Origin of the sequence: Phenylobacterium montanum (assembly GCF_018135625.1) — a bacterium.
GTDB lineage: Bacteria > Pseudomonadota > Alphaproteobacteria > Caulobacterales > Caulobacteraceae > Poindextera > Poindextera montana.
Map to the genome: position 1 here is coordinate 3,904,446 of NZ_CP073078.1, position 24,956 is coordinate 3,929,401.

Sequence of the window (24,956 nt, forward strand, 5' to 3'; positions counted from 1 at the left end):
GTAGCAATGCGGCTGGCTTCGGGCGCCGCAGGGTAGCAGGCAGGAGGCGCCAGCCATGCCCTACATCCGCGAATTCTCCTCGCTCCGCCTGACCGACACCCCGCTTGTCGGCGGCAAGACCGCGGCCATCGGGGAACTGGGGCTGCTCGCCGCCGACGGGGTCGAAACCCCTGCCGGCTTCGCCGTCACGGCCGAGGCCTATCGCGATTGCCTGGAGCGGGCCGGCGCCCTGCCGAAGCTGCATGCCCTGTTCGACGACCTCGACCTCCGCGACCTGGCCGAGCTGGGCCGGCGCGCCGAGCGTGCGCGGGCCATCGTCTACGAAGCGGCGGCCGACGAGCGACTGTGTGCGGAAATCCGCGACGCGTGGCGGGGGATGAAGACGCGCTGCGGGCCTGGGCTGGCGGTCGCGGTGCGAAGCTCCGCCACCGCCGAGGACCTGCCCACGGCGAGCTTCGCCGGCCAGCATGACAGCTTCCTCCACATCACCGGCGAAGCCGCGCTGATCGAGGCCTGCCGCCGCTGCTTCGCCTCCATCTTCAACGACCGAGCGATCGTCTATCGCGCAGACAACGGCTTCGACCACTTCAAGGTCGCGCTTTCGGTGGCGGTGATGAAGATGGTCCGGGCCGATCTGGCCTCGAGCGGGGTCGCCTTCACCCTGGACACCGAGTCGGGCTTTCCCGATGTCGTGTTCCTCACCGGCGCCTATGGGCTGGGCGAGCCCATCGTTCAGGGCCGGGTGGATCCCGACGAATTCCATGTGCACAAGCCTACCCTGAGACAGGGCTACCGCGCTGTCCTGCGGCGCAAGCTGGGCGAAAAAGCGATCAAGCTCGCGCTCGTCCGGCGCGGCCTGAACGCCAGGACGATCGAGCGATCCGTCTCTCCAAGGGACCGCCGGCGCTTTTGCCTGGCCGACGAGGAGGTCCTGCGGCTGGCCCAGATGGCGATGCGGATCGAGGACCACTTCTCGCGCCTCGCCGGCGAGCCTCGAGCCATGGACATCGAGTGGGCGAAGGACGGCCTCGATGGCCGGCTCTATATCCTCCAGGCCCGTCCTGAAACGGCGGCGGCCCGCCGGCCCGCCGACGAGATCCAGACCTGGCGCCTGACGGGGCGTGGCGAGCCGCTGGTCCAGGGGCGCGCGGTCGGCGCGGCGATCGCCGCCGGGCGCGTGCGCGTGGTCGGCTCCGCAAAAGACCTGGCCGATTTTCAGAAGGGCGAGGTTCTCGTCGCGACCACCACAAGCCCGGACTGGGAAGCGGTCATGAAGCAGGCCGCCGCGATCGTGACCGATCGGGGCGGGCGAACCTGTCACGCCGCCATCCTGGCGCGCGAGCTCGGCATACCGGCCGTGGTCGGGACCGGCGAGGCGACGGCGAGGCTCTCATCGGGGCAGGCGGTGACCGTATCGTGCGCCGATGGTGAAAGCGGGCGGGTCTATGCCGGCGAACTGCCGTTCGTGGTCGAGAAGACCAAGGTGGCGACCCTCGAACCGACCCGCACCCAGGTGATGCTGAACCTGGCCCATCCCGACCAGGCGTTCCAGCACAGCCGCCTTCCCGTCGCCGGGGTCGGGCTGGCGCGGATGGAATTCATCATCGGCTCCGCCGGCATCCATCCCATGGCCTTGGCTCATCCGGAGCACGTTGGGTCGGCCGCCGCCCGCAGGAAGATCGCGCAGCTCGCGGCCGGCTTCGCCTCGCCCGGCGACTATTTCGTCGAGCGGGTCTCGGAAGGGGTGGGGACCATCGCGGCGGCCTTCTATCCGCGGCCGGTGATCGTGCGGTTGTCCGACTTCAAGACCAACGAGTACGCCGCGCTCCTGGGGGGGCGCGACTTCGAGCCGGCCGAGGCCAATCCGATGCTCGGCTTTCGCGGCGCCGCCCGCTACGCCCATCCGGCCTACGCCGACGGCTTCGGCCTGGAGTGCCGCGCGCTGCTCCGCGTCCGCGAGGTCATGGGGCTGAAGAACCTCGCTATCATGGTTCCCTTCTGCCGAACCGTGAAGGAGGCTGAGAAGGTTCTGCAAAGCCTGGCCGCCAACGGCCTCGTCCAGGGTCATGACGGCCTTGAGATCTATGTGATGTGCGAGATCCCCAACAACGTCATTCAGATCGACGCGTTCGCCGCGCTGTTCGACGGGATCTCGATCGGCTCGAACGACCTGACCCAGCTGGTTCTGGGCGTCGATCGGGATTCCGAAACTGTGGCGTTCGAATTCGACGAGCGGGACCCGGGCGTGCTGGAGTTCCTGCGGCAGGCGGTGGTCGGCGCGCGCTGCAATCACCGCCACGTCGGGATCTGCGGCGAGGCGCCCGCGAACGATCCCGAGATCGCGCGCTTCCTGATCGAGCAGGGCGTCACCTCCATCAGCGTCAACCCCGCCAGCGCCCTGTCGATGATGCGGCTGGCGGCTTCGGTCGAGCGGGAGGCGGTGGGCGCGCCGACTTGAGACAAGGCCGACATCGGTTGTCCGGACGATAGGCCGGCGCCCTCACGAAGGGTTCGGCCAGCCCTGATGACAGCACTCAGCCGAAATCGACGGCGCCGAGCAGCATGCTGATCCGCCCTTCGCCCCACAGGGGGAGAAGCAGCCGCGAATAGGCTTGGCCGGACGCGGCCTCGCGCCGATATCCGGTCGGCGTCCCGGCCTCGACCGTCGCGCTGCATTGCGCGCGGAGGTATTCGAACGGCCGATCGAGCGTGGTCTCGTCCAGGAACAGCCCCGCCAGGCCGTCCCCAGCCAGTTCGGCCCCCACCGTGCTGAACCGGAACCGTTCCGGCCGCTCGAACACATCGACCAGAAGCAGCTGCGGCGCCAGATCGGGCAGGTCGGTCAGCCTGGCGTCGTCCGAGAATGGCATGGACGCATTGCCCCGCAGCAGGCCTCGCCAATAGGCGTCGACCCGGGCCAGGGCCGGAGAGAGCTGGGACGGGACGGGAAACGGGTGCTTCATCGGTCTGGCTCCGGACGCCTCCAGAAAGAGAGGCCGAGACGAAGCGTTACACCGCTCCCGCATGGGCCGAATTGACCCTTCTCAAGGAACCTCTCGCGGAGCGCATCAAGCTCGCCGTTGGAGGCCGTCATGACATCAATCGCCACCCTGACGATGAACCCGGCCGTCGACGTCTCGGCCGAAGTCGAGCTCATCGAGCCGGTTCGGAAGTTGCGATGCCAACATGAGCACCGCGATCCGGGCGGAGGCGGCGTCAATGTAGCGAGGGTCGTCCATCGCCTCGGCGGCAAGGTGGTCGCCGTCTACCCGGCAGGCGGACCCGCGGGAGATGTCTTGAAACGCCTAGTCGAGGGCGATGGCGTGGAGAGCCGCGTGATCACGATCGCCGGCGACACGCGCGAGGATTTCAACGTCACTGAACGAGCCAGCGGCCAGCAATACCGCTTCGTTCTGCCTGGCCCCAGCCTCTCCGGCTGGGAATGCAGGAGCTGCCTCGAGGCGTTTGCGGTTCTGGCGGACGAAGCCGGCCTGATTTGCGCCAGCGGCAGCCTGCCGCCGGGGGCGCCGACCGACTTTTATGCGCAGGTGGCGCGGATGGCCGCTGAGCGCGGCGCCAGGCTGGCCCTGGACACGTCCGGCCACGCCTTGAAGGCGGCGCTGGGCCCCGGCGTGTTCCTGATCAAGCCGAGCATCGGAGAGCTGCGCGACCTGGTCGACGCTCCCTTGGAGGACCTGGACGCCATGATCGGCGCCTGCCAAGGCCTGGTCGACAGGGGCGCGGCGCGGATCGTCGCCCTGACCCTGGGCGCGGAGGGGGCCCTGCTGGTCACGGCCGGGCAGGTGCTGCGCGCCCCACCGCTGCCGGTGAAGCCGGTCAGCACGGTCGGCGCCGGCGACAGCTTCCTCGGCGCCATGATCTTCGCCCTGTCTTTGGGCCATGATCTCGAAGAGGCCTTTCGCCATGGCGTCGCCGGCGGTTCGGCGGCGCTGCTGGCCGAGGGCTCCGACCTGTGCCGCCGCGAGGATGTGCTCGGCTTTCTGCCTGACGTGGCGATCGGCGCCGTTCGCCCGACGGCCGCAGCGCCTTGACCCGCCTCAAGGCGGGGTCGGCGAACCTCGTCCAACAAGGTCGCCTATCGCGGGGCTCGCAGATGGCCGTCCACAACGCCGACATCGTCGCGCTGTTCGAGCGCCTGGCCGACCTTCTGGAGATCGAGGAGGCCAACCCGTTCCGCGTGCGGGCCTACCGAAGGGCGGCGATGACCTTGCAGGACCTTCCGGAAAGCGCGGCCCAGATGGTGGCTCAGGGCCGCGACCTCACCGAGCTTCCCGGCATCGGAGATGATCTAGCCGCCAAGATCAAGGAGGTGGTCGAGACAGGGCGGCTGCGGTTGCTGGGCGAGGTCGAGGCGCGCACGCCCTCGACTCTCGCCGCTCTCACCTCTGTCCCCGGGCTTGGCCCCAAGCGGGTGCATCAGCTGTACGAGCAGCTCGGGATCTCGACCCTGAAGCAGCTGGAGGCCGCGGCGCGGGCTGGCAGGCTTCGCGGCTTGCCGCGTTTTGGCGCGGCGCTCGAGGCCAAGGTCATCGAGGCGGCCGGCCGCCAGGCCACCAGGGAGCGCCGCCTGCGCATTTCGACGGCCGAGGATTTCGCCCGCGGCCTGGAAACCTGGATGAAGGCCGCGCCCGGCGTGGGACAGGTCGTGGTCTGCGGCAGCTATCGGCGGCGGCGCGAAACCGTCGGCGATCTGGACATCCTGGCGACCGCCGAGGCGGCCGCGCCGCTCATCGCTCACTTCACGCGCTATGACGAGGTGGCGCAGGTCGTCTCGCAAGGCCCGGTGCGTAGCGCCGTGCGGCTGAAGTCGGGGCTGCAGGTCGATCTGAGGGTCGTGCCCGACGAGAGCTACGGGGCGGCGCTCGTCTATTTCACCGGGTCGAAGGCGCACAACATCGCCCTTCGTCGCCGGGGCCAGGAGCGGGGGTTGAAGGTCAACGAATACGGGGTGTTCCAGGGCGACAGGCGCCTCGCCGGGGCCCGGGAGGAAGACGTCTACCGGGCGCTGGGGCTGGATTATGTCGACCCGGTCCTGCGCGAGGACCGCGGGGAGATCGAGGCGGCGGCGAACGGCGATCTGCCCAGGCTTCTCACCGCCCGTGATATCCGGGGGGACCTGCACGCCCACACCAGGGCGTCTGACGGCAAGAGCAGCCTTGCCGAAATGGCCGCGGCCGCCGCGGCCCTGGCATACGAGTATGTGGCGATCACCGACCACAGCCGGCACGCGACGATCGCCCATGGCCTGGACCCCGCCCGGCTGGCGGCCCAGATCGACGAGATCGACCGCCTGAACGAGACGCTTCAAGGCATTCGGGTCCTGAAGTCCTCGGAGGTCGACATCCTGGCGGATGGTCGGCTCGACCTGCCCGATGCCCTTCTGGACCGGCTCGATCTGGTGGTCTGCGCGGTCCACTACCAGTTCGGGCTGGATCGCAGGGCCCAGACCGAGCGGATCGTCCGGGCCATGGACAATCGGCGCTGCAACATCATCGCCCATCCGTCAGGGCGGCTGATCGAAGAGCGCCCGGGCTATGAGGTGGATCTGGAGCAACTGATCGAAGCGGCCGCTGAACGAGGCTGCTTCCTGGAATTGAACGCCCACCCGAGCCGCCTGGATCTCGACGACGTCAACTGCCGCTTCGCCAAGGCGCACGGGGTGAAGATCGCCCTCGGGACCGACGCCCATTCGACCATCGGCCTTGGAGCCATGCGCTACGGCGTCGACCAGGCCCGCCGCGGCTGGCTGGAGCCGGGCGACGTGCTGAACACCCGCCCTTGGCCTGAGCTGAAGAGGCTTCTGGCGCGCTAGCTGCGAAGGCCGCTCCCCCTAGCGCGTCCGTACGGCTCCGCTGATGCGGATCAAGGCGGAACGACCGAACGCCGTCTTCAATGCCTCTGTCACCGTCGGGAGGCAGGCTGGCGAAGCGAAGCGGTGAAACGGCCATCAGGCCGCGAATCCGCCGAGGGCGACGAACCAGTTCGCCTGTAAACCGCAGTGGTCGGGCCCATGCGTTCCAGTCCCGAGCGCCCCATGAGGAGACTCAAGGGTGGAAGGGCTGGGCGCTTGGGCTTGCTTTCGTTCCGCGCCTCGCGACGGGATGAGTTGTATCAAGGCGCGAGTACTCGGCGTATGGTCGATAAATCTCAACGCGCGTCTTAACGCAGCGGAGCAATACGGTCGATTCCAGGCCGGCCCAGCGGAAAAACGAGTGACCGGCATGATTACATTCCGAGTCGTCAAGGAAGAGCACGGATGGTCGGTCAGGACAGGCGAGCAGATGTGCACGCCGTTCTGGGCCAAGGAATCCGCCGTGCGCGAGGCCAAGCGGATGGCCGACGCCATTCGCAGCCACGGGACCTGCGCCGAAGTGCTGGTGGAGGGCCTCGCGCCCGGTGACCAGCCCAGGCTGATCAGAGGCGCCAGCGTCGCGCGGCTTGCCGCCATCCTGAACAACCAAAGGTGAAAGCCGTCGGGGCTGGCGAGTTGTAGGCTGTCGGCGGACGTGAATGACCACGCTGTTAGGTACAGAAGGCTTCGACCAGACGAGCGGCCCGCGCCAACCGCGAACGGCGGCGGCCCTGCTGGAGATGCTGCGCGCACGCCTCCGTGAAAGCCCCTCCTGGGATGACGGTGCGCCGATCAGGGCCGAACTGTTCAGCGTCGAACGTCTGGAGGAGCACGCCAGAAGCCTCGCCGCCGCACAGGACGTCGACCGGACGGCCGCTCGCGGCGCCAGTCTGGCGGCCAGGCTGGACGACAACGAAGCCATACTCCAGGCCGCCTATCGCGACGTCGTCCAGGCCATAGACGAGGGCGCCGCGATCACGCCGGCGGCCGAATGGCTGGTCGACAATTTTCACGTGATCGAAAAGCAGATGCGGGAAATCCGTTCGGATCTTCCCGCCGGCTATTATCGGCAGCTCCCAAAGCTCGCATCGGGCCCGTTCGTCCGTTACCCGCGGGTGTTCGGCCTGATCTGGGCCTTCGTCGCCCACACCGACAGCCTGTTCGACCCGGACGCGTTGTGCGCCTACCTGCGGGCCTATCAGCAGGTCCAGCCCTTGATGATCGGCGAACTTTGGGCGGTGGCCACGACCCTGCGCATCGTCCTGGTCGAGAATCTGAGGCGGATCGCTCGGCGCGTCATGGACAGCCGAGCCGGGCGCAGCGCCGCCGACGCGCTGGCCGACCGATTGCTGGGATCGGGCGGGCGCGCCGCAGAACCGGCCAGCGCCGTTCTGCCGCCCATTGGGCGTGCGCGCTTCAGCGACGCCTTCCTTGTGCAGCTCACCCATCGGCTGCGCGACCAGGACCCGGGCATCGCGCCGGCCCTGGTCTGGCTGGACGAGCAACTCGCCGTTCAGGGCGCCACCGCCGAAGCCGTCGTCCGCGATGAACATCAAAGGCAGGTCGCCGGAAGCATCACCGTCCGCAACATCATCACCAGCATGCGGCTGGTCAACGATGTCGATTGGACCGAACTGTTCGAGCGGGTCAGCCCGGTGGATGACGTCTTCCGCGACGGCGACGGGTTCCTGCTGATGGATTTTCCCACGCGGGACCTCTACCGGAGGGCGGTCGAGGAGCTGGCCAGGGGATCGCCCCTGACCGAATTGCAGGTCGCCGCGGCCGCCGTGGCCTGGGCCAAGCGCGCCGAGGAGCAAGGCGGCGCGGGGGAAGACGACCGCCGGGCCGAACCCGGCTACTATCTGATCGCCGCCGGCCGCGCGGCCTTTGAACACGGGATCGGCTTTCGCCCGCCGCTGGCGGCCTGGCCCGCCCGGCTCTACCGTACGCTGGGGATCGGAGGCTATGTCAGCGCAGGCGCGATCGTCGCGGCAAGCTTCCTCGCATTGGCTTTCTCAGTGCTCGTGGCGTGCGGCCTGCCGGGGCAATGGCTGCCGCTGTTCGCCCTGCTCGGCGCCGTGCCGGCGATCGACCTCGCCGTAGCCCTGGTCAACTTCACCGTCACGCGAGGATATCCGGCGACCTTGCTCCCGGCCCTCGAGCTGGCCGGCGGGGTTCCGCCTGAATTCCGCACCATGATCGCGGTTCCGGTGCTGTTGTCGAACCGGGAAGACGTAGAGGAGCAGATCCGTCAGCTGGAGATCCACTACCTCGCAAGCCCGGAAGGCGAGCTCTATTTCGCCCTGCTGTCCGATTGGCCGGACGCCGATTGTGAACAGCTGGGCGATGACGACGATCAGCTGCAGGCGGCCAAGGACGCGGTCGCCGCTCTCAACAGACGCTACGGTCCCGCCGCAGACGGCGATCGTTTCCTGCTGCTGCACCGGCGTCGCTGCTGGAACAAGACCGAAGGCCGCTGGATCGGCTGGGAGCGCAAGCGCGGCAAGCTGAGCGAACTCAACCGGCTGCTCTGCGGCGACCGCAGCACCACCTTCATCGATCCGCCTCGGGTCCCCGAAAACGTCCGCTACGTCATAACCCTGGACGCCGACACCCGCCTGCCGCGCGAGACCGTGCGGCGCCTGATCGGCAAGATGGCCCACCCGCTGAACCGGCCGCGGTTCGACACGGAGCGCCGTCGGGTCGTCGAGGGCTACGCCGTGCTCCAGCCCCGGGTGACCGCGGCCCTCCCGGTTGGCCACGAAGGCTCGCTTTTCTTGCGCCTCTTCTCCCGCGCGACGGGCATCGACCCCTACGCGGCTGCAGTGTCCGACGTTTATCAGGACCTGTTCGGGGAGGGCTCCTACACCGGCAAGGGCATCTACGACGTCGAGGCGTTCGAGGCCGCCCTGCGCGGCCGGGTCCCCGACGAGACGCTGCTGAGCCATGACCTTTTCGAGGGCGTGTTCGCCAGGGCCGGGCTCGCTTCGGACGTCGAAGTCGTCGAGTCGTTCCCCGCCCACTACGACAAGGCTGCGCTGCGCCACCATCGCTGGGTGCGCGGTGATTGGCAGCTGACGCCCTGGATCCTGGGCCTCGTCCCCAAGACCGAGGCTGGCGCGGGTTCGACTGGGCTGCCGGCGATCGGCCGCTGGAAGATGCTGGACAATCTTCGCCGCTCCCTGTCGTCACCCTCGATCGTCGCCGCGCTGATCTTCGGCTGGGCCTTCCCCCTTCCGGTGGCGGCGGCCTGGAGCGGCTTCGTCTTGGCGACCATGGCCATCCCGCCGGCCCTGCCCCTGTTCGCCGATCTCGTCTCGCGAAGGCCGGGGGTGACGCTGCTCAGCCACTATCGGGCGCTGGGGGCGGAATCCCGCCTTGCCGTGCAGCAGTTCCTATTGATGATGGTGTTCCTGGGACACCAGGCCTGGCTGATGGCCGACGCCATCCTGCGGACCCTGGTCAGGCTGTCCCTGACACGGCGCCATTTGCTGCAATGGACGCCGTCGGCGCAGTCGGCCTTCGCGGGCAGGCCGGGCGTCGGGCCCTACTACCGGCGGATGGCCGGCGGGATCGTCGTGGCTTTCCTCGGCGTCGCCGTGGCGGCGATCTGGAGCCGCAACACCCTGCCGCTCGCCGGCGCTTTCGCCCTGGCCTGGACCCTGTCGCCGGCCGTCGCCTTCTACGCCAGCCAATCGCCGCAGGTCCCCGGCCGCCGGCCTCTGGCCGACCCGGACGCGCGCGCCCTGCGCCTGATCGCCCGCAGGACCTGGCGCTTCTTCGAGACCTTCGTCACCGACGAACACAACCAGCTGCCGCCGGACAATTTCCAGGAAACCCCGGAGCCGGTCGTCGCCACGCGGACCTCGCCGACCAATATCGGCCTCTATCTGCTGGCTATTGCAGTCGCTCGCGACTTCGGCTGGCTGAGCACGGGCCAGGCGCTCAACCGGCTCGAGGCCACCCTGGCGACCATGGACCGGATGGCCAAGCACCGGGGGCATCTGCTCAACTGGTACGACACCCGCGACCTCAGGCCGCTCGATCCGCCCTATGTGTCGTCCGTGGACAGCGGCAACCTCGCCGGCCATCTGGTCGCGCTGGCCAACTGGTGCGAGGCGGCGGGCGCGAAGCCTCAGCCGGCTTGGGCCTATCTGGATGGCGTCGCCGACGCGCTGGAACTGTTGCGCCAGGACGCCGAACGGCTCATGCGGCGCCGGGCGGGCCAGGAGATCGGCTCGCGCCGGCTGGACGAGGCCATCGGCCAGGTCGCAGGCGCTCTGGCCGCCATTCGCCTCGCCGGCTCGGGCGCCGACCTTGATGCCGGCTTGGCCGAACAGGTCCAACTGCTGGTCGACACCGTCCACGATATCGCGCTCGAAGACCCGGACGAGTCGATCGCCGACCTGGTGTTCTGGGCCGCCGCGGTCAGGAACGGCGTCGCCGTCCACAACCAGGAAGTAGGTGGCGATCCGGCGGCTGACCTGACGCCCCGGCTCTCAGGCGTCGCCGGCAAGGCGCGCGCCATGGCGCTTGGAATGGAATTCGGCTTCCTCGTCGATTCCGACCGCCTGTTGCTCTCGATCGGCTACCGGGTCGCCGAGGGGGCGCTCGATCCCAACTGCTACGACCTCCTGGCCTCGGAAGCCCGCCTCGCCAGCTTCTTCGGCATAGCCAAACGAGACCTTCCCGCCCGCCACTGGTTCAGGCTGGGCCGCGCCGTGACCCCGGTCGGCCGAGGCGCCGCCCTGATCTCCTGGTCCGGCTCGATGTTCGAATACTTGATGCCGAGCCTGGTGATGCAGGCCCCGGCCGACAGCCTGATCGAAGAGACCAATCGGCTGATCGTCCAGAAGCAGACTCAATATGCAGTCGCCCCGCGCGCGCCGTGGGGTGTCTCGGAATCGGCCTACAACGCCCGTGACCTCGACTTCACCTACCAGTACTCGAACTTCGGCGTTCCTGGCCTGGGCCTCAAGCGCGGCCTCGCCGACAGTTCGGTCGTCGCGCCCTACGCCACCGCCCTGGCCGCCATGGTGGATCCCACCGCCGCCGCCCGCAATTTCGAACACCTGACCGCGATCGGCGCGCAAGGGCGGTTCGGCTTCTACGAGGCGCTGGACTTCACGCTGCAGCGCGCGCCTCCCGGCGAACCCATGGCGATTGTGCGGGCCTACATGGCCCATCACCAGGGCATGACGGTGACGGCCATCGCCGACGCCCTGATGGACGGCATGCTTCGGCGGTGTTTCCACGCCGAGCCGATCGTCCAGGCGACCGAGCTCCTGCTGCAGGAAGCCGTGCCGCGCGAGATCACGGCGACCCCGCCCTCGGTGTCCGCGACCGCCTCGGCCGCCCACGTCCGCCAGGCGGACGAGCCCGGGCTGTGGCGCAACGCCAGCCCCCATGGCGCCAGCCCCGCCACCCAGCTTCTGTCCAACGGCCGCTACACCGTCATGTTGACCGCCGCCGGCTCAGGATACAGCGCTTGGCGGGACCTCGCCGTGACCCGCTGGCGCGAGGACGCCACCTGCGACGACTGGGGCTCTTACCTCTTCCTTCGCGACGCATCGACCGGCGAGGTCTGGTCGCCGACCTACCAGCCTCTGGGTCCAGAGCCCTCGCACTACGAGGTCGTGTTCAACGAGGACCGCGTCGAATTCGTCCGCCGGGACGCCGACTGGTCCAGTTCGATGGAGGTGCTGGTCTCGGCGGAGGATGACGCGGAAGTGCGCCGCCTCACCATTTCCAATCTCAGTGACGTCCAGCGGGAGCTGGAGGTGACGTCCTATGCCGAACTCGTCCTGGCGCCCCAGGCCGCAGACCAGGCGCACGCGGCCTTTTCCAAGCTGTTCGTCGAGACCGAGCATCTTGCGGGCCTCGGCGCCCTCGTCGCCCACAGGCGGCGGCGCTCGCCGTCGGATCCAGACATCTGGGCCGCGCATCTCGCGGTGGTCAGGGGGGAGACCGTCGGCGTTCGGGAATTCGAGACCGACCGGGCGAAATTCCTGGGCCGCGGCGGCGGGGTGCGGGCGCCGGCAGCCGTCCGCAGCGGCCGGCCGCTGAGCGGATCGGCGGGGACGGTGCTCGACCCGATCTTCGCGCTTCGCCGCCGCGTCCGCGTGGCGCCCGGCGCGACCGTTCGGCTGGATTTCTGGACCATGGTCGCCGGTTCGCGCCAGACGCTGCTGGGGCTGGTCGACAAGCATCACGACGTCGGCGCCTTCGACCGCGCCGCCGCCCTGGCCTGGACCCAGGCGCAGGTCGAACTGCACCACCTCGGCGCCGGGCGGCCCGAGGCGGGCTGGTACCAGAGGCTCGCCGCGCACTTGATCTATGCAGTCCCGACCCTGCGCGCCTCTTCCGACGCGATCACGGCCGGGGGCGGCAGCCAGCAGGGCCTGTGGCCGATGGGCATTTCCGGAGACCTGCCGATTCTCCTCGTCCGCATCTCCGAGGTGGAGCAGCTGGCGCTGGTGCGCGAGGCGCTCCTGGCGGTCGAGTACTGGCGCATGAAGCGCCTGGCGGTGGATCTGGTCATCCTCAATGAACGGGCGGCTTCCTATGTTCAGGACCTGCAGGTGGGGATCGAGACCCTGGTGCGCGCCAGCCAGTCCCGGCCGCAGTCCGACGGCGATCGGCCGCCAGGCGGGATTTTCATCCTGCGCGCAGACCTGATCGCGCCCGAGCAAGCTCGCCTACTCGCCTCCGTCGCCCGCATCATCCTGGTCGGCGACCGCGGTCGGCTGGTCGATCAGCTGGAGCGGGCCCCCGAGGCGCCGCCGGCCCCGCGAGCCCAGCCCCGGCCCTCGCCGACCCCGTCGGAGCTGCAGCTGGCGCGGCCGGCCCCCGGGGTCGAATTCTTCAACGGACTGGGCGGCTTCGTCGAAGACGGGCGCGAATACCTGATCGTACTTGGGCCAGGCCAGGCGACGCCGGCGCCCTGGATCAACGTCATCGCCAATCCCGTGTTCGGCTTCCAGGCGCCGGCGGAGGGCGGCGGCTACGCCTGGTCGATGAACAGTCGCGAGCACCAGCTGACATCCTGGTCCAACGACCCGGTCTCGGCGAGACCCGGCCAGGCCTTCTACCTCAAGGACCTGGACCGCGGGGAGCTCTGGAGCCCGACGGCGACGCCGATCCGGAACGAGGCGGCGACCTACGAGGCGCGGCATGGCTGGGGATACAGCCGCTTCCGCCATACCTCCAACGGCATCGCCTCCGACCTGCTTGAATTCGTGCCTTTGCACGATCCGATCAAGATTTCACGGCTGAAGCTGCGCAACCTGACCGGCCGCAGGCGGCGACTGTCCGTAACCGCCTATGCGGAGTGGGTGCTCGGCTCGGCGCGCCCCGGGGCGGCGCCGTTCATCCGGACACGGATCGATCCGGCCAGCAACGCGGTTCTGGCCGACAATCCTTGGAACGCCGCCTTCGCCGACCGTGTCGCCTTCCTCGACCTGGCAGGGAGGCAGACGAGCTGGACCGGCGATCGGCGGGAATTCATCGGGCGCAATGGGGGGCTGGAATTTCCCGCCGCCCTGGCCTCCGCCCAGCCTCTGTCCGGCCGGGTGGGTTCCGGCCTTGACCCCTGCGCGGCCCTGCAGGCGCAGATCGTGATCGAGCCTTATGGCGAGATGGAGATCGTCTGCTGCCTCGGCGACGGCGAGGACGAGGCCGGCGCCCGTGAACTGATCGCGCGCTACCGGGCCGCGGATCTCGACGGCTGTCTGGCCGATGTGCGCCGGTTCTGGGACGACACGGTCGGCCAGATCCAGGTCAGGACGCCGGACCGTTCTATCGACGTGATGCTGAACGGCTGGCTGATCTATCAGACCCTCGCCAGCCGCGTCTGGGCCCGCTGCGGCTTCTACCAGGCCAGCGGCGCCTATGGGTTCCGCGACCAGCTGCAGGACGGCATGGCGCTCGCCTCCATCTGTCCTGAGCAGACGCGGGAGCACCTGCTGCGGGCCGCGGGCCGCCAGTTTCCAGAAGGTGATGTCCAGCACTGGTGGCTGCCGCATTCCGGCCAGGGTGTGCGGACGATGATCTCTGATGACCGGGCCTGGCTCGCCTACGCCGCCGCCCACTATGTCAGGACGACGGGCGACTGGGCGGTGATGGACGAGCCGGTCCCCTTCATCGACGGCCCGCCGCTCAATGAGGGCGAGCACGACAGCTTCTTTCAGCCCGAACCGGTCAACCGGACGGCCAGCCTTTTCGAACACTGCGCCCTGGCCCTGGACGCCAGCCTCGCCGTCGGCCGTCACGGGCTGCCGCTGATGGGGACCGGAGATTGGAACGACGGCATGAACCGCGTGGGCGAAGGCGGCCAGGGCGAGAGCGTCTGGCTCGGCTGGCTGCTCTATGCCGCGCTGGAGGCGTTCGCCGGGATCGCCGAGCGGCGCGGCGAAGGCGGACGCGCCGCCATCTGGCGGGCGCACATGGGCCGACTGCAATCCGCCTTGGAGACCGAGGCCTGGGACGGCGACTGGTATCGCCGCGCCTGGTACGACAACGGCGCGCCACTGGGTTCGGCGTTCAGCGAAGAGTGCCGGCTGGACGCCATCAGCCAATCCTGGGCGGTGCTGTCCGGCGCCGCGCTGCCGGAGCGGGCCGCACAGGCGATGGCCGCGGTCGAACGCGACCTGATCCTGCCTAATGACGGGGTGGCGCTGCTGTTCACTCCGCCCTTCGACCGGACGCCGCTCGACCCCGGCTACATCAAGGGCTACCCGCCTGGCCTTCGCGAGAATGGCGGGCAATACACCCACGCCGCCCTATGGTCGGTGCTGGCTTTCGCCGAACTCGGCGAGGGCGACAAGGCGGCCGCCCTGTTCTGGCTGTTGAACCCGGTCAACCACGCGCGCACGCGCGCCGACATGCACCGCTACAAGGTCGAACCTTACGTCGTCGCCGCCGACGTCTATTCGGCGCCGGGCCACGTCGGGCGGGGCGGATGGACCTGGTACACCGGATCGGCGGGCTGGATGCAGCGCGCCGGGGTCGAGGGGATACTGGGTGTCCATATCGAGGGCGACCGGCTTCGCCTGGATCCCTGCGTGCCGAGTTCCTGGCCGGGATTCCAGGTCACGCTGCGCCGCGGAGCCTCGTGCTACGAGATCGAGGTGTCGAACCCGTCCGGGGTCCAGCGCGGAGTTCGCACCGCGACCCTGGACGAGACAACGTTGGAAGCACGGCCGCTCCTGGTTCCCTTCGTCGATGATGGGCGCGTGCATCACGTGCGTGTCGTCCTGGGATGAGGCGCATGAGAGCCGACGCCAGTCCGCTGCTGATCGATCTCAACGCCAGTGACGCGCTTCCGCCCCTGTCTTGAATGCGATCGCGCCGGTCGGCGCCGCCCACGGCGCAGTCGGCTTCCGAGGTTCGCGGGGTGGTCCGTCGCGGCGCGTAGACGATGTTCCTGGCGAAAGCGGCGGCGAGCAGCAGGCGCCGGCTCCCCGGCGGACCGGCAGTGGCCGCCCGATCCATGCCTTCAGCTTCGCGCCTAGGACGACGCAAAGGGTTCGGCCATCTCCAACACGGAGCGCCGAACCCGAGCCGGCGCGCTCGCCTCGCTCCATCGCGGCTAGCGTCAATGGCCCGACTGCACTGCGCCCCGCCGCTCCGCCAGCATCAGCTGGAACAGCTGGGCGGCGGCGCGGGCGCCGACGATGGCGGCGACGGCCCAGGAGACCAGCAGCACCACCCGCGCCAGGCTGTGGACGACGAAGATGGTGGCGGCGATCAGGACCAGGGGCAGGCCGGCGAGCAGGGCTTGAGCCAACATGGGAGGCGCTCCTTTGAAAGCGGCAGGACGGCCTTGCCGCCCTATGGGAAGAGATTAGGTTGCGCCTGCGTCAGAAACGGTCGCAAGGAATTGCTGTGAGGCACGAAAAAGCCGGCCTGCTGCTCGATCTCGCCCGGCGCCTCGCCGCCAGCGCCGAGGGCCTGACCCTGGACGAGATGGCCCAGGCGATCGGGGTCGGGCGGCGCACGGTGGAGCGGATGCGCGACGCGCTCTGGAGCCTGTTCCCCAACCTGGAGGAAGTGGAGGACCCGCCGACCAAGCGCTTCCGCATCGCCGGCGGGCTGGACGGCCTGTTCCAGAACCCGACACCGGAGGAGCTGGTCGAGCTCAGCAAGGCCGCCGACGCCCTGCGCGCCGCCGGCGCCCCGGCGCGGGCGGCGGCGCTGAACGCGCTGGAGGCCAAGGTCCGCTCGGCCATGCGCGGGGCGGCGCTGAGGCGGGTCGGGCCGGACGTCGAGGCCCTGATGCGGGCCGAGACCATCGCGGTGACCGCCGGCCCGCGGCCGTTCGAGGACGAGGCGGTGATCGGCGCCATCCGCGAGTCGATCAAGGCCCTGCGCGCGCTGGAGTTCCGCTACGAGGGCGGTTCAAGGCCGGGCGAGCGGCGGCGGGTGGCGCCGTTCGGGATCATGTTTGGCCACAACAACTATCTCGTCGCCGCCGAGTTGGGATCGCAGACGCCGCGCACCTTTCGCTTGGACCGCATCGCCGACCTGGAGGTGCTGGAGATCACCGCGGCGGCGCCCGAAGGCTTCGACCTGCAGGACTTCGCCCACCGCTCGTTCGGCATCTACCAGGGCGAGGGTCCGGAGGCGGTGGTGCTGCGGATCGCGCCGGAGCGGGCCGACGACGCCCTGCGCTGGCGCTTCCACCCCAGCCAGACCGCCGAGCTCCAGGCCGACGGATCGGTGATCGTGCGCTTCACCGCCGCCGGCATGCTGGAACTGGCCTGGCACCTGTTCACCTGGGGGCCGGCCGTGCGCGTGCTGGCGCCGGAGAGCCTGCGGCAGGTGATGGTCACGGAGCTCGAAAAGGCGCTGGCGGCGCATGGACCCCCACCCCCTTGCGGGGAGGGGGCAGGGGGTGGGGGTGTCAGCATCGAGGCTGCCGGGCGGGGCGATCCATTGATCAAGACCTGAGCCGACACCCCACCCCAACCCCTCCCCGCAAGGGGGAGGGGCTCTACTGGCCGTAGCGCGCGATATAGGCCAGCGCGCTCGGGGTAAGTTCGAAGGCGCCTTCCTCAGCGGCGCTCTCGTCCCAGGGCTCGTCGGCGAGGGCCATGGCCGGTTGGCCCGCGCGGACGTCGTCGACGATGCGGAAGATCTCGTCCTCGCGCTCGTCCCAGATCACCGAGACCTCGAACAGGCGATGCGCCTCGCGCCCCAGGGGGCCGCTGATCACCGGATCGGCGATGCGGCGGGAGCTGAGGCTCAGCCTGACCCGGCCGGCGCCCATCGGCTCCTGCACATCGGCATATTGCAGGATGGCGTTGATCAGGTCGCCCGAGGGCGGACGGCGCTCGACCTGAACCTTCGCCGCGGCGGTCCGGCGGCTGTGCGAGGCGGTGCGTCCCTTGGCGTAGGCGGCGTAGGCCATGTCGATCTCCTTTGGCGCTGGGCCAGTGAGGAGACCTTAGAAAGCTGATGCGTCAGAATCGGTCGTATCGCTACGGCATGCTTGACGGCTCGCGCCCGAGCGGCGATTGCGCTGGCGACCCTTGCCGATCCGGGCCTGATCCACCACGTGCGGTGAAGCGTAAGAGGCGGCGCGCGGAGACCATGGAATGACGAAGCCCACCCAAGCCGAGGCTGAGGCCGCCGTCCGCACCCTGATCGAATGGGCGGGGGATGATCCCAGCCGCGAGGGCCTGCTCGAGACCCCCAGCCGGGTGGCCAAGTCCTATCGCGAGCTGTTCGCCGGCTACGAGGTCGATCCGCGGCAGTATCTGGAAAAGACCTTCGAGGAGGTCGGCGGCTATGACGAGCTGGTGATCCTGAAAGACATCCGCGTGGTCAGCTTTTGCGAGCACCACATGCTGCCGGTGATCGGCCGGGCGCACGTGGGCTATCTGCCGACCAATCGGGTCGTGGGCATCTCCAAGCTGGCGCGGGTGGTCAACGGCTTTTCCCGCCGCCTGCAGATCCAGGAAAAGCTGACCGCCGAGATCGCCGAGGCGATCCAGGACATCCTGCAACCCGCGGGCGTCGGCGTGGTGATCGAGGCCGAGCACAGCTGCATGACCCTGCGCGGGGTGAACACCGCCGGCTCGATGTTGATGACCAGCCGCCTCCTGGGCGTGATCCGCGACGACCCGCGCACGCGCCAGGAATTCCTGCGCCTGGCCCGCAGCGACGGCGCGCCGCTCCGCTGAACCATTTGACGGCGCCGCCGGTCGCCGACACTCTGCCCAGGTCACGACTTGGGGGAGTATCGAGCGCGTCATGCCTAACCGACCGGCGAGTTCGGCGCAGCGGCCCCTGGCCCTGGTGACCGGCGCCTCGGCGGGCCTCGGCGCCGCCTTCGCCCGGGCCTACGCCGCCAAGGGCCATGACCTCGCCCTGGTCGCCCGCCGGGCCGGCCGGCTGGAGGCCCTGGCGCGTGAGCTGAAGGACGCCCACGGGACCCAATCCCTGGTGATCCCCGCCGACCTGTCCGAGCTCGACGCCCACATTCCGGTGCTGGACGCCATCGAGGCCGAGGGCCGCCATGTGGACGTGCTGGTCAACAACGCCGGCTTCGGCATTCCCCAGAGCTTCACCACCGTGCCCTGGAGCCGCCAGCGCGAGTTCCTGATGACCCTGGTCGTCACGGTCTGCGGCTTCGCCCACGGGGTGATCCCGGGCATGGCCTCGCGCGGCCGCGGCTCGATCATCAACATCGCCTCCCTGGCCGCCTTCTCGCCCGGCGTGGCGGGCAACAGTCTCTATCCGGGGGCCAAGAGCCTGGTGCTCAAGTTCAGCCAGGCGCTGGATGCGGAATATCGGGAGCGGGGGATCAAGGTCACCGCCGTCTGCCCCGGCTTCACCAGGACCGAGTTCGGCGAAAAGGCCGGGGTGCAGGAGATCATGGACCAGGCGCCGCGCATGTTCTCCCAGACCGCCGAGGAGGTGGCGCGCGTCACTATCGCCGCCAATGAAGCCGGACGACTGGTGTTCGTGCCCGGCCTGCACAACAAGATCGCGGCCCTGCTCATGCGGCGCCTGCCGCAAGGGCTGGTCCGCGCAGCCATCGCCGCCGGCTCGGCGAAATATCACCTGGAGGAATAGACCCGTGGCGGACGCCTTCGACATCATCATCATCGGCAGCGGCGCGGGCGGCGCGACCCTGGCTCAGCGCCTGGCCCCCACGGGCAAGAAGATCCTGATCCTGGAGCGCGGCGAGCACCTGCCGCGCGAGGTCGAGAACTGGGACCCCAAGACCGTCTTCATCGACAAGAAGTACAACACCAAAGAGCAGTGGTACGACCTCAAGGGCAAGCCGTTCGTCCCGGCCACCCACTATTGGGTCGGCGGCAACACCACCTTCTATGGCGCGGCCCTGATGCGCCTGCGCAAGGGCGATTTCGAGCGCACCCAGCACGCCGGCGGGATCTCGCCCGAGTGGCCGATCAAGCTCGCGGACATGGCCCCCTACTACGACGAGGCCGAGCGGCATTGGCGGGTGCACGGCGCGCGCGGCGTCGACCCCACCGAGACCGGCGACGAGCCGCCCTACGCCTATCCGGCGATCAAGGACGATCCCGGCATCGCCAAGCTGCGCGTCCACCTGGAGCAGCAGGGCTGGAAGCCGTTCTCCCTGCCGCTGGGCGTCGACCTGGACCAGGAGCACCCGGTCACCTCGGCCTGCATCAAGTGCAAGACCTGCGGCGGCTATCCCTGCCTGGTCAAAGCCAAGTCGGACGCCCGAACCCTGGCCATCGAGCCGATCCTGCATCTGCCCAACGTCACCCTTTTGACCGGCCGCAAGGTCGTGCGGCTGGAGACCGACGGCGCCGGCAGGAGCGTCACCGAGGTGGTCTGCGAGACCGAGCATGGCGAGGAGCGCTGGAACGGGGACATCGTCGCCCTGGCCGCCGGGGCGGTGAACACGGCGGTGATCCTGCAGGCCTCGCACAACGCCGCCCACCCGAACGGACTGGCCAACGGCTCCGACCAGGTCGGGCGCAACTACGCCTTCCACACCCTGACCGCGATGGTCTCGCTGACCGCCGCGCCGGTGGACACGGTGTTCCCCAAGACCCTGGCGGTGAACGACTTCTACTGGAACGACCCGCGCGGCGGCTTCGACCTGCCGATGGGCCACATCCAGATGCTGGAATACATGTCCGGCAAGACCCTGGAAGGCCAGGTCTCCGACTGGCTGCCGCCGGCCCTGGCGCCCGACCACCTGATGGACGCGATGGCCCACCGGATGCTGAGCATGCTGGTGATCTCCGAGGACCTGCCCATGCCCGACAACCGCGTGCGGCTGGGCCGCGACGGGCGCATCAACCTCGACTACACCCACAACAATCTCGAGGGGCACGAGCGGCTGGTGAAGACCCTGGATGCAGCCCTCGACGGCTTCGTCGACCGGGCCCACCCGATCTCGCAGCACCACTTCGACCTGAGCTCGCTCTTGCCGCTCTACGGCACGGCGCACCAGGTCGGCACCACCCGCTTCGGCCACGACCCGAAGAGTTCGGTGCTGGACGTCAACTGCAAGGCGCACGAGTTGGACAACCTCTATGTGGTCGATTCCAGCTTCTTCGTCTCCAGCGCCGCGGTGAACCCGACCCTGACCATCGTCGCCAACGCCATGCGGGTCGGCGACCACCTGAAGGAGCGGCTGGGATAGGCTTTATGCGTGGTTCGAGACGCGTCCCTTTCGGGTCGCTCCTCACCATGACGAGGTTTGTTAAAGCCCACTCAAATCAGTCATGGTGAGGAGGCCGCGTTAGCGGCCGTCTCGAACCACGCCCCCGAACTATTCCCCGCTCACCGCGGTCCACGGCACGGCGTGGGCGCGGCCAGAGCCCAGGGCCACCACCACCGGCGCGCCGGCGAACAGACCTGCGAACGCCTGATCACGCACGTTGAGCCCGCCGGCATAGGCGCCGAAGGCCGGCAGGATCACCCGGCGGCCGTCGGTGACGAAACAGCGCCTGCGCACGCTGCGCCCGCGCGCCGACACGCGCGCGCTGGGATGCAGGTGGCCGGCCGCCTCGCCGGACGACGGCCCCGCCAGGGGCTCGTGGCGAAGGATCATGGAGCCGACGGACAGTTCATCGGCCACCTCGCCCGGCAGGCGCCGCGGCCCGTCGGCGTCGTGATTGCCCACCACCCAGATCAGGATGCGGCCCCGCGCGATCGCCGCCACCTTGGCCTCGTCCTTGGCCGCCATGCGCGCTTCGGCGCCGCCGTCATGCAGGGTGTCGCCCAGCAGCACCACCGCCCGCGCCGACAGGGCTTCGGCCTCGGCCGCCAGGCGCCTGAGGGTCTCGCCGGTATCGTAGGGCGGCAAAAGCTGGCCACGGGCGGCGAAGGCCGAGCCCTTCTCCAGGTGCAGGTCGGCGGCGACCAGCATCCCTTCCGCCTCGATCCACAAGGCGCCGGAGGGGCGCAACAGCGCCTCGACCCCCGCCACACCGGCGCGGACCCCGCCGCAGGGGCTAGACGCGAACTGGCTGACCCGCACAGCTGCGCTCACGCCAGGGCCTCGGCGATCAGGGCGTTCAGCGAGGCCGCCTCCAGGATCATGTCGCCGGCTCGCCCGGGCACGCTCTCGCGGCCGATCTCGACCAGGGCCGGCACGGCGAAGGGCGACAGCTTGGGCAGGTTCAGCACCCGAAGCCGCCCCTTGACCCGTTTCAGCAGGTCGCCCAGGCGCGCGATGTCCAGCTGGCCGGTGGCGGCCTCGGTCCGGGCGCATTCGAGCAACAGGTGGTCGGGCTGGTGGCGGCGAAGCACGTCGTAGATCAGATCCGATGAGAAATTCACCTGTCGGCCGGACTTCTCGTGCCCCGGAAAGCGCCGTTCGATCAAGCCCGAGATCAGGGCGCACTGGCGGAAAGTGCGCTTCATCATGAAGCTCTCGTCCAGCCAGGCTTCCAGGTCGTCGCCCAGCATGTCCTCTTGCAACAGGGCGTCGAAGTCGAGCCCGTCCATCGGCTCCAGCGCCCAGATGCAGACCGAATAGTCGTTGGCCACAAAGCCCAGCGGCCCCACCCCCAGCCGGTCCAGCCGCCGGGTGAGCAGCATGGCCAGGGTGGTGTGGGCCAGCCGCCCGTCGAACGGATAGGCGATCATGAAATGCCGCTTGCCGTGCGGAAAGGTCTCGACCAGCAGTTCGTCCGCCTGCGGAATGCCGGCATGGTCCTTCTGGGCGTGCAGCCATTCCTGGACATCGAACGGCAGGGCGCGCCAGGCTTCCTCGTCCTGGATCATGCGGCGCACGCGCTTGGCCAGATAGGTCGACAGCGGAAACTTCGACATGCCGAAGCTCGGGATCCGGGGCTCCGGATCATTGGAGCGGGTGACCAGCACGTCGGCGCCGACAATGCCCTCGAAGCGCCAGATCTGGCCGCCGAAGACGAAGGTGTCGCCGCTGGTCAGGCCCTCGACATAGTATTCCTCAAGCTCGCCCAGCTTGCGGCCGGGCACGCCGCGCCGGCCCATCAGGCGCAGGTTCAGGATCGCCGCCCCGACGATGGCCCCACAGTTCAGCCGGTGGCGCAGGGCCGTCTCGCCGTTGCGCACCCGCCAGAGCCCGTCACGCCCCTGAACGATGCGGCGGAAGTGATCGTAGGTCTTCAGGGCGTAGCCGCCGGTGGAGACGAACTCGAGCACCCGGTCGAACATGGGCCGCGTGACGTCAGCGAAGGGTGCGGCGGTGGTTATCTCCGTGAACAGATCATCGGCGCTGAAAGCCTCGCCGCAGGCCACGCCCATGATGTGCTGGGCCAGCACGTCCGGCGCGCCGGTGCGGATCGGGTCGCCATCCAGGGCGTTCTCGGCCACCGCCTCGCGCGCGGCCTGGCATTCCAGCATCTCGAAGCGGTTGGCGGGCACCAGGAGGGCCCGCGAGGGCTCGTCCAGCCGGTGGTTGGCGCGGCCGATCCGCTGCACCAGGCGCGAGGAGCCCTTGGGCGCCGCCAGCTGGATGACGATGTCCACCGCCCCCCAGTCGATGCCGAGGTCCAGGGTCGAGGTGCAGACCACCGCGCGCAGGTCGCCCCGGGCCATGGCCGCCTCGACCTTGCGCCGCTGCTCGGCCGACAGGGAGCCGTGGTGCAGGGCGATCGGCAGGTTGTCGTCGTTCAGCCGCCACAGCTCCTGGAAGGCGAACTCGGCCTGCCAGCGGGTGTTGACGAAGACGAGGGCCGTCTGCGAGCGGCGGATGACGTCATAGACCTCGGCCATGGCGTGCTGGGCGGTGTGGCCGGCCCAGGGCACGCGGTTTTCCGACAGCAGCACGTCGATCACCGCCGGCGCGCCGGGCTCGCCCATCACAAGATCAGCCATGGCCGGCGCCGGGGTCAGCCAGCGGCGGATCATGTCGGGATCGTTGACCGTGGCTGATAGGCCCACCCGGCGCATCTGCGGCGCGAAGCTCTGCAGCCGGGCGAGGCCGAGGGAGAGCAGGTCGCCGCGCTTCGACGAATGGATGGCGTGGATCTCGTCGATCACCACGCACCTCAGGTCCTCGAAATAGCGCCGCGAGCCCTCCCAGGCGCAGAACAGGGCCAGCTGCTCTGGGGTGGTCAGCAGCATGTCCGGCGGGTGGAGGCGCTGGCGCTGGCGCTTGGCCACGCTCATGTCGCCGGTGCGCGCCTCGATGGTGATCGGCAGCTTCATCTCGGCCGCCGGGGCGCGCAGGTTGCGCTCGACGTCCGTGGCCAGAGCCTTCAGCGGCGAAATGTAGAGGGTGTGCACGCCCGGCGGCGTATTAGGCTTGGGCCGCTGGCTCAGCTCCACCAGGCTAGGCAGGAACCCGGCCAGGGTCTTGCCGCCGCCGGTAGGCGCGATCAGCAGGGTGTCGCGGCCCTCCTGCGCCTTCTGCAGCATGGCCAGCTGATGCGCCCGCGGCCGCCATCGCCGCCCGTCGAACCAGTCGGCGAAACGCGGTGGCAGAAGCGTCAGGGGCGCGGCGCCGTCCATGGCTGACGGCTATAGCATGTTCCCGGTTTGTTTTGGGAGGGGCGACTCAGTTTGAAAACAGCGCAGCGGCGGCAAGGACAAGAAGCGCAATCGCCGCGAGGAGGCACACCGTCCGCCCAACCGCAAAGGCGCGAGGGGCGCTGCGGCGATCAATCCAGCCGCGCCGCCCCGGGAGAGAGCCCTGGCGCCCAGAGTAGTGAAAAGCCCAGAGCTGAAGTGCCGCGACCGCCATGAGTCCGGCAACCTCAAGCAACCTTGGTACGGGAAACACTTGCCTGCTCCATTCCTGTCGAGGCCGTCTTTGGCGGCAAAAATCGCCGCCTCTTAGTTCGCCCGCGAAAGAGACGCCGCCTTGGCCGCTTCGGCTTCCGCCCGTTTCCGCTCCACGTCCGGCAGGCCCAGCACCGAGGGCGTCACAGGGCGGCCGGTGGCCTCGGCGACCAGTTCGGCGGTGCGGTCTTCGACGGCGGCTTCCAGGCGGGCCATGAACTCTTCCTTTTCCAGGCCCATGGGCAGGGGTTCGAGGAACTCCAGCACCGCCTTGCCGGGATGCTTGGTCCAGTTTTCCTGGGTCCAGAACAGGCCCAGGGAGGAGGCCACCGGCACCACCGGCATGTCGAAGTCGCGGGCCATGTAGTAGACGCCGGTGCGGTAGCGGAACCGCACGCCGACCGGGGCCAGGTGGCCTTCGGGATAGATCAGGATCTTGCGGCCTTCCTTGTGCGCGTCGGCGGCCTTGCGGCTCAGGGCCGCGCGGGCTTCGGGGCCGCCGCAGTTGTCGACCACGATGGCGCCGATCTTCTGCAGCACCCCCTTCATCAGCGGGAACCGCTCCAGGTGGTCGCCGGTGACGAAGGCCAGGTCGTCGAACTGGGCGTAGATGGAAAAACCGTCGCCGTAGGAGGCGTGCTTGGGGGCCAGGATGAAGGCGCCCTGCGGCAGGTTCTCGCGCCCGCGGACCTCGATCTCGATGCCGGCGTAGAACCGCATGGCCCAGACCATCCGCTTCACATAGAGCGAGATGACCCGGCGCACGAGGCCGCGACCAGGCGTCAGCGCCGCAAACGCCGCGGTCAGGGTGTAGAAGACCGAGATCACCCCGAAGGCGATGTTGAACAACAGGCTGCGCATG

Annotated in this window: 15 protein-coding genes; 9 read left to right on the forward strand and 6 right to left on the reverse strand. The window is 69.2% G+C overall.

Going from position 1 to position 24,956, the window contains the following annotated elements; all coding sequences use genetic code 11:
- Window positions 1–55: 55 nt before the first annotated feature.
- A complete protein-coding gene (gene ppsA, locus KCG34_RS17710; RefSeq protein ID WP_211936947.1) occupies window positions 56–2,458 on the forward strand; it encodes a phosphoenolpyruvate synthase in 2,403 nt (800 codons plus the stop codon).
- A gap of 76 nt (window positions 2,459–2,534) precedes the next feature.
- Here the strand turns inward: ppsA and KCG34_RS17715 are convergent, their stop codons facing one another.
- Window positions 2,535–2,963, reverse strand: coding sequence for a hypothetical protein (locus KCG34_RS17715; protein WP_211936948.1), 429 nt, complete (start codon window positions 2,961–2,963; stop codon window positions 2,535–2,537).
- 129 nt (window positions 2,964–3,092) lie between these two features.
- Here KCG34_RS17715 and KCG34_RS17720 point away from each other — a divergent pair, with 129 nt between their 5' ends.
- From KCG34_RS17720 to KCG34_RS17735, 4 genes are all read left to right on the forward strand, one after another.
- Window positions 3,093–4,052, forward strand: coding sequence for a 1-phosphofructokinase family hexose kinase (locus KCG34_RS17720; RefSeq protein WP_211936949.1), 960 nt, complete (start codon window positions 3,093–3,095; stop codon window positions 4,050–4,052).
- A 62-nt stretch (window positions 4,053–4,114) separates the two neighbouring features.
- Window positions 4,115–5,833 carry a DNA polymerase/3'-5' exonuclease PolX gene (gene polX / locus KCG34_RS17725; RefSeq protein ID WP_211936950.1) on the forward strand — a complete coding sequence of 573 codons (1,719 nt, stop codon included), beginning with the start codon at window positions 4,115–4,117 and terminating at the stop codon, window positions 5,831–5,833.
- A gap of 409 nt (window positions 5,834–6,242) precedes the next feature.
- Window positions 6,243–6,488, forward strand: coding sequence for a hypothetical protein (locus KCG34_RS17730; protein ID WP_211936951.1), 246 nt, complete (start codon window positions 6,243–6,245; stop codon window positions 6,486–6,488).
- Between the two features lie 43 nt (window positions 6,489–6,531).
- Window positions 6,532–15,135, forward strand: coding sequence for a glycoside hydrolase family 94 protein (locus KCG34_RS17735; RefSeq protein WP_249138065.1), 8,604 nt, complete (start codon window positions 6,532–6,534; stop codon window positions 15,133–15,135).
- A gap of 332 nt (window positions 15,136–15,467) precedes the next feature.
- Here KCG34_RS17735 and KCG34_RS17740 read toward each other — a convergent pair whose 3' ends face one another.
- Window positions 15,468–15,662 carry a hypothetical protein gene (locus tag KCG34_RS17740; RefSeq protein ID WP_211936952.1) on the reverse strand — a complete coding sequence of 65 codons (195 nt, stop codon included), beginning with the start codon at window positions 15,660–15,662 and terminating at the stop codon, window positions 15,468–15,470.
- 95 nt (window positions 15,663–15,757) lie between these two features.
- Between KCG34_RS17740 and KCG34_RS17745 the strand changes: the two genes are divergently transcribed.
- Window positions 15,758–16,822, forward strand: a complete 1,065-nt coding sequence (locus tag KCG34_RS17745) for a helix-turn-helix transcriptional regulator (RefSeq protein WP_211936953.1) — start codon at window positions 15,758–15,760, stop codon at window positions 16,820–16,822.
- A 43-nt stretch (window positions 16,823–16,865) separates the two neighbouring features.
- Here the strand turns inward: KCG34_RS17745 and KCG34_RS17750 are convergent, their stop codons facing one another.
- Window positions 16,866–17,282, reverse strand: a complete 417-nt coding sequence (locus tag KCG34_RS17750) for a hypothetical protein (protein ID WP_211936954.1) — start codon at window positions 17,280–17,282, stop codon at window positions 16,866–16,868.
- Window positions 17,283–17,469: 187 nt separating this feature from the next.
- Between KCG34_RS17750 and folE the strand changes: the two genes are divergently transcribed.
- The 3 genes from folE (at window position 17,470) to KCG34_RS17765 (ending at window position 20,522) form a co-directional block, all read left to right on the forward strand.
- Complete coding sequence (gene folE, locus KCG34_RS17755; protein ID WP_211936955.1) at window positions 17,470–18,057, forward strand: GTP cyclohydrolase I FolE; 588 nt, start codon at window positions 17,470–17,472, stop codon at window positions 18,055–18,057.
- A gap of 70 nt (window positions 18,058–18,127) precedes the next feature.
- Window positions 18,128–18,952 (forward strand): SDR family NAD(P)-dependent oxidoreductase, encoded by an 825-nt coding sequence (locus KCG34_RS17760; RefSeq protein WP_211936956.1) that lies wholly within the window; start codon window positions 18,128–18,130, stop codon window positions 18,950–18,952.
- Between the two features lie 4 nt (window positions 18,953–18,956).
- Window positions 18,957–20,522: a GMC oxidoreductase gene (locus tag KCG34_RS17765; protein ID WP_211936957.1), complete on the forward strand. Its 1,566-nt coding sequence runs from the start codon at window positions 18,957–18,959 to the stop codon at window positions 20,520–20,522.
- Window positions 20,523–20,651: 129 nt separating this feature from the next.
- Here KCG34_RS17765 and pdeM read toward each other — a convergent pair whose 3' ends face one another.
- From pdeM to KCG34_RS17780, 3 genes are all read right to left on the reverse strand, one after another.
- A complete protein-coding gene (gene pdeM / locus KCG34_RS17770; RefSeq protein WP_211936958.1) occupies window positions 20,652–21,374 on the reverse strand; it encodes a ligase-associated DNA damage response endonuclease PdeM in 723 nt (240 codons plus the stop codon).
- Window positions 21,371–23,824 (reverse strand): ligase-associated DNA damage response DEXH box helicase, encoded by a 2,454-nt coding sequence (locus tag KCG34_RS17775; protein WP_211936959.1) that lies wholly within the window; start codon window positions 23,822–23,824, stop codon window positions 21,371–21,373. Before KCG34_RS17775 ends, pdeM begins: the two co-directional genes overlap by 4 nt.
- Before the next feature lie 324 nt (window positions 23,825–24,148).
- A complete protein-coding gene (locus tag KCG34_RS17780; protein WP_211936960.1) occupies window positions 24,149–24,955 on the reverse strand; it encodes a lysophospholipid acyltransferase family protein in 807 nt (268 codons plus the stop codon).
- Between the last annotated feature and the right edge of the window lies 1 nt (window position 24,956).

Bases quoted from the DNA above. Each gene is read 5' to 3' on its own strand.
- KCG34_RS17715 (WP_211936948.1), bottom strand. From the start codon at position 2,963: ATGAAGCACCCGTTTCCCGTCCCGTCCCAGCTCTCTCCGGCCCTGGCC.
- folE (WP_211936955.1), top strand. From the start codon at position 17,470: ATGACGAAGCCCACCCAAGCCGAGGCTGAGGCCGCCGTCCGCACCCTG.
- KCG34_RS17760 (WP_211936956.1), top strand. From the start codon at position 18,128: ATGCCTAACCGACCGGCGAGTTCGGCGCAGCGGCCCCTGGCCCTGGTG.
- KCG34_RS17780 (WP_211936960.1), bottom strand. From the start codon at position 24,955: ATGCGCAGCCTGTTGTTCAACATCGCCTTCGGGGTGATCTCGGTCTTC.
- KCG34_RS17720 (WP_211936949.1), top strand. From the start codon at position 3,093: ATGACATCAATCGCCACCCTGACGATGAACCCGGCCGTCGACGTCTCG.
- KCG34_RS17735 (WP_249138065.1), top strand. From the start codon at position 6,532: ATGACCACGCTGTTAGGTACAGAAGGCTTCGACCAGACGAGCGGCCCG.
- polX (WP_211936950.1), top strand. From the start codon at position 4,115: ATGGCCGTCCACAACGCCGACATCGTCGCGCTGTTCGAGCGCCTGGCC.
- KCG34_RS17775 (WP_211936959.1), bottom strand. From the start codon at position 23,824: ATGGACGGCGCCGCGCCCCTGACGCTTCTGCCACCGCGTTTCGCCGAC.
- KCG34_RS17750 (WP_211936954.1), bottom strand. From the start codon at position 17,282: ATGGCCTACGCCGCCTACGCCAAGGGACGCACCGCCTCGCACAGCCGC.
- KCG34_RS17730 (WP_211936951.1), top strand. From the start codon at position 6,243: ATGATTACATTCCGAGTCGTCAAGGAAGAGCACGGATGGTCGGTCAGG.
- KCG34_RS17740 (WP_211936952.1), bottom strand. From the start codon at position 15,662: ATGTTGGCTCAAGCCCTGCTCGCCGGCCTGCCCCTGGTCCTGATCGCC.
- ppsA (WP_211936947.1), top strand. From the start codon at position 56: ATGCCCTACATCCGCGAATTCTCCTCGCTCCGCCTGACCGACACCCCG.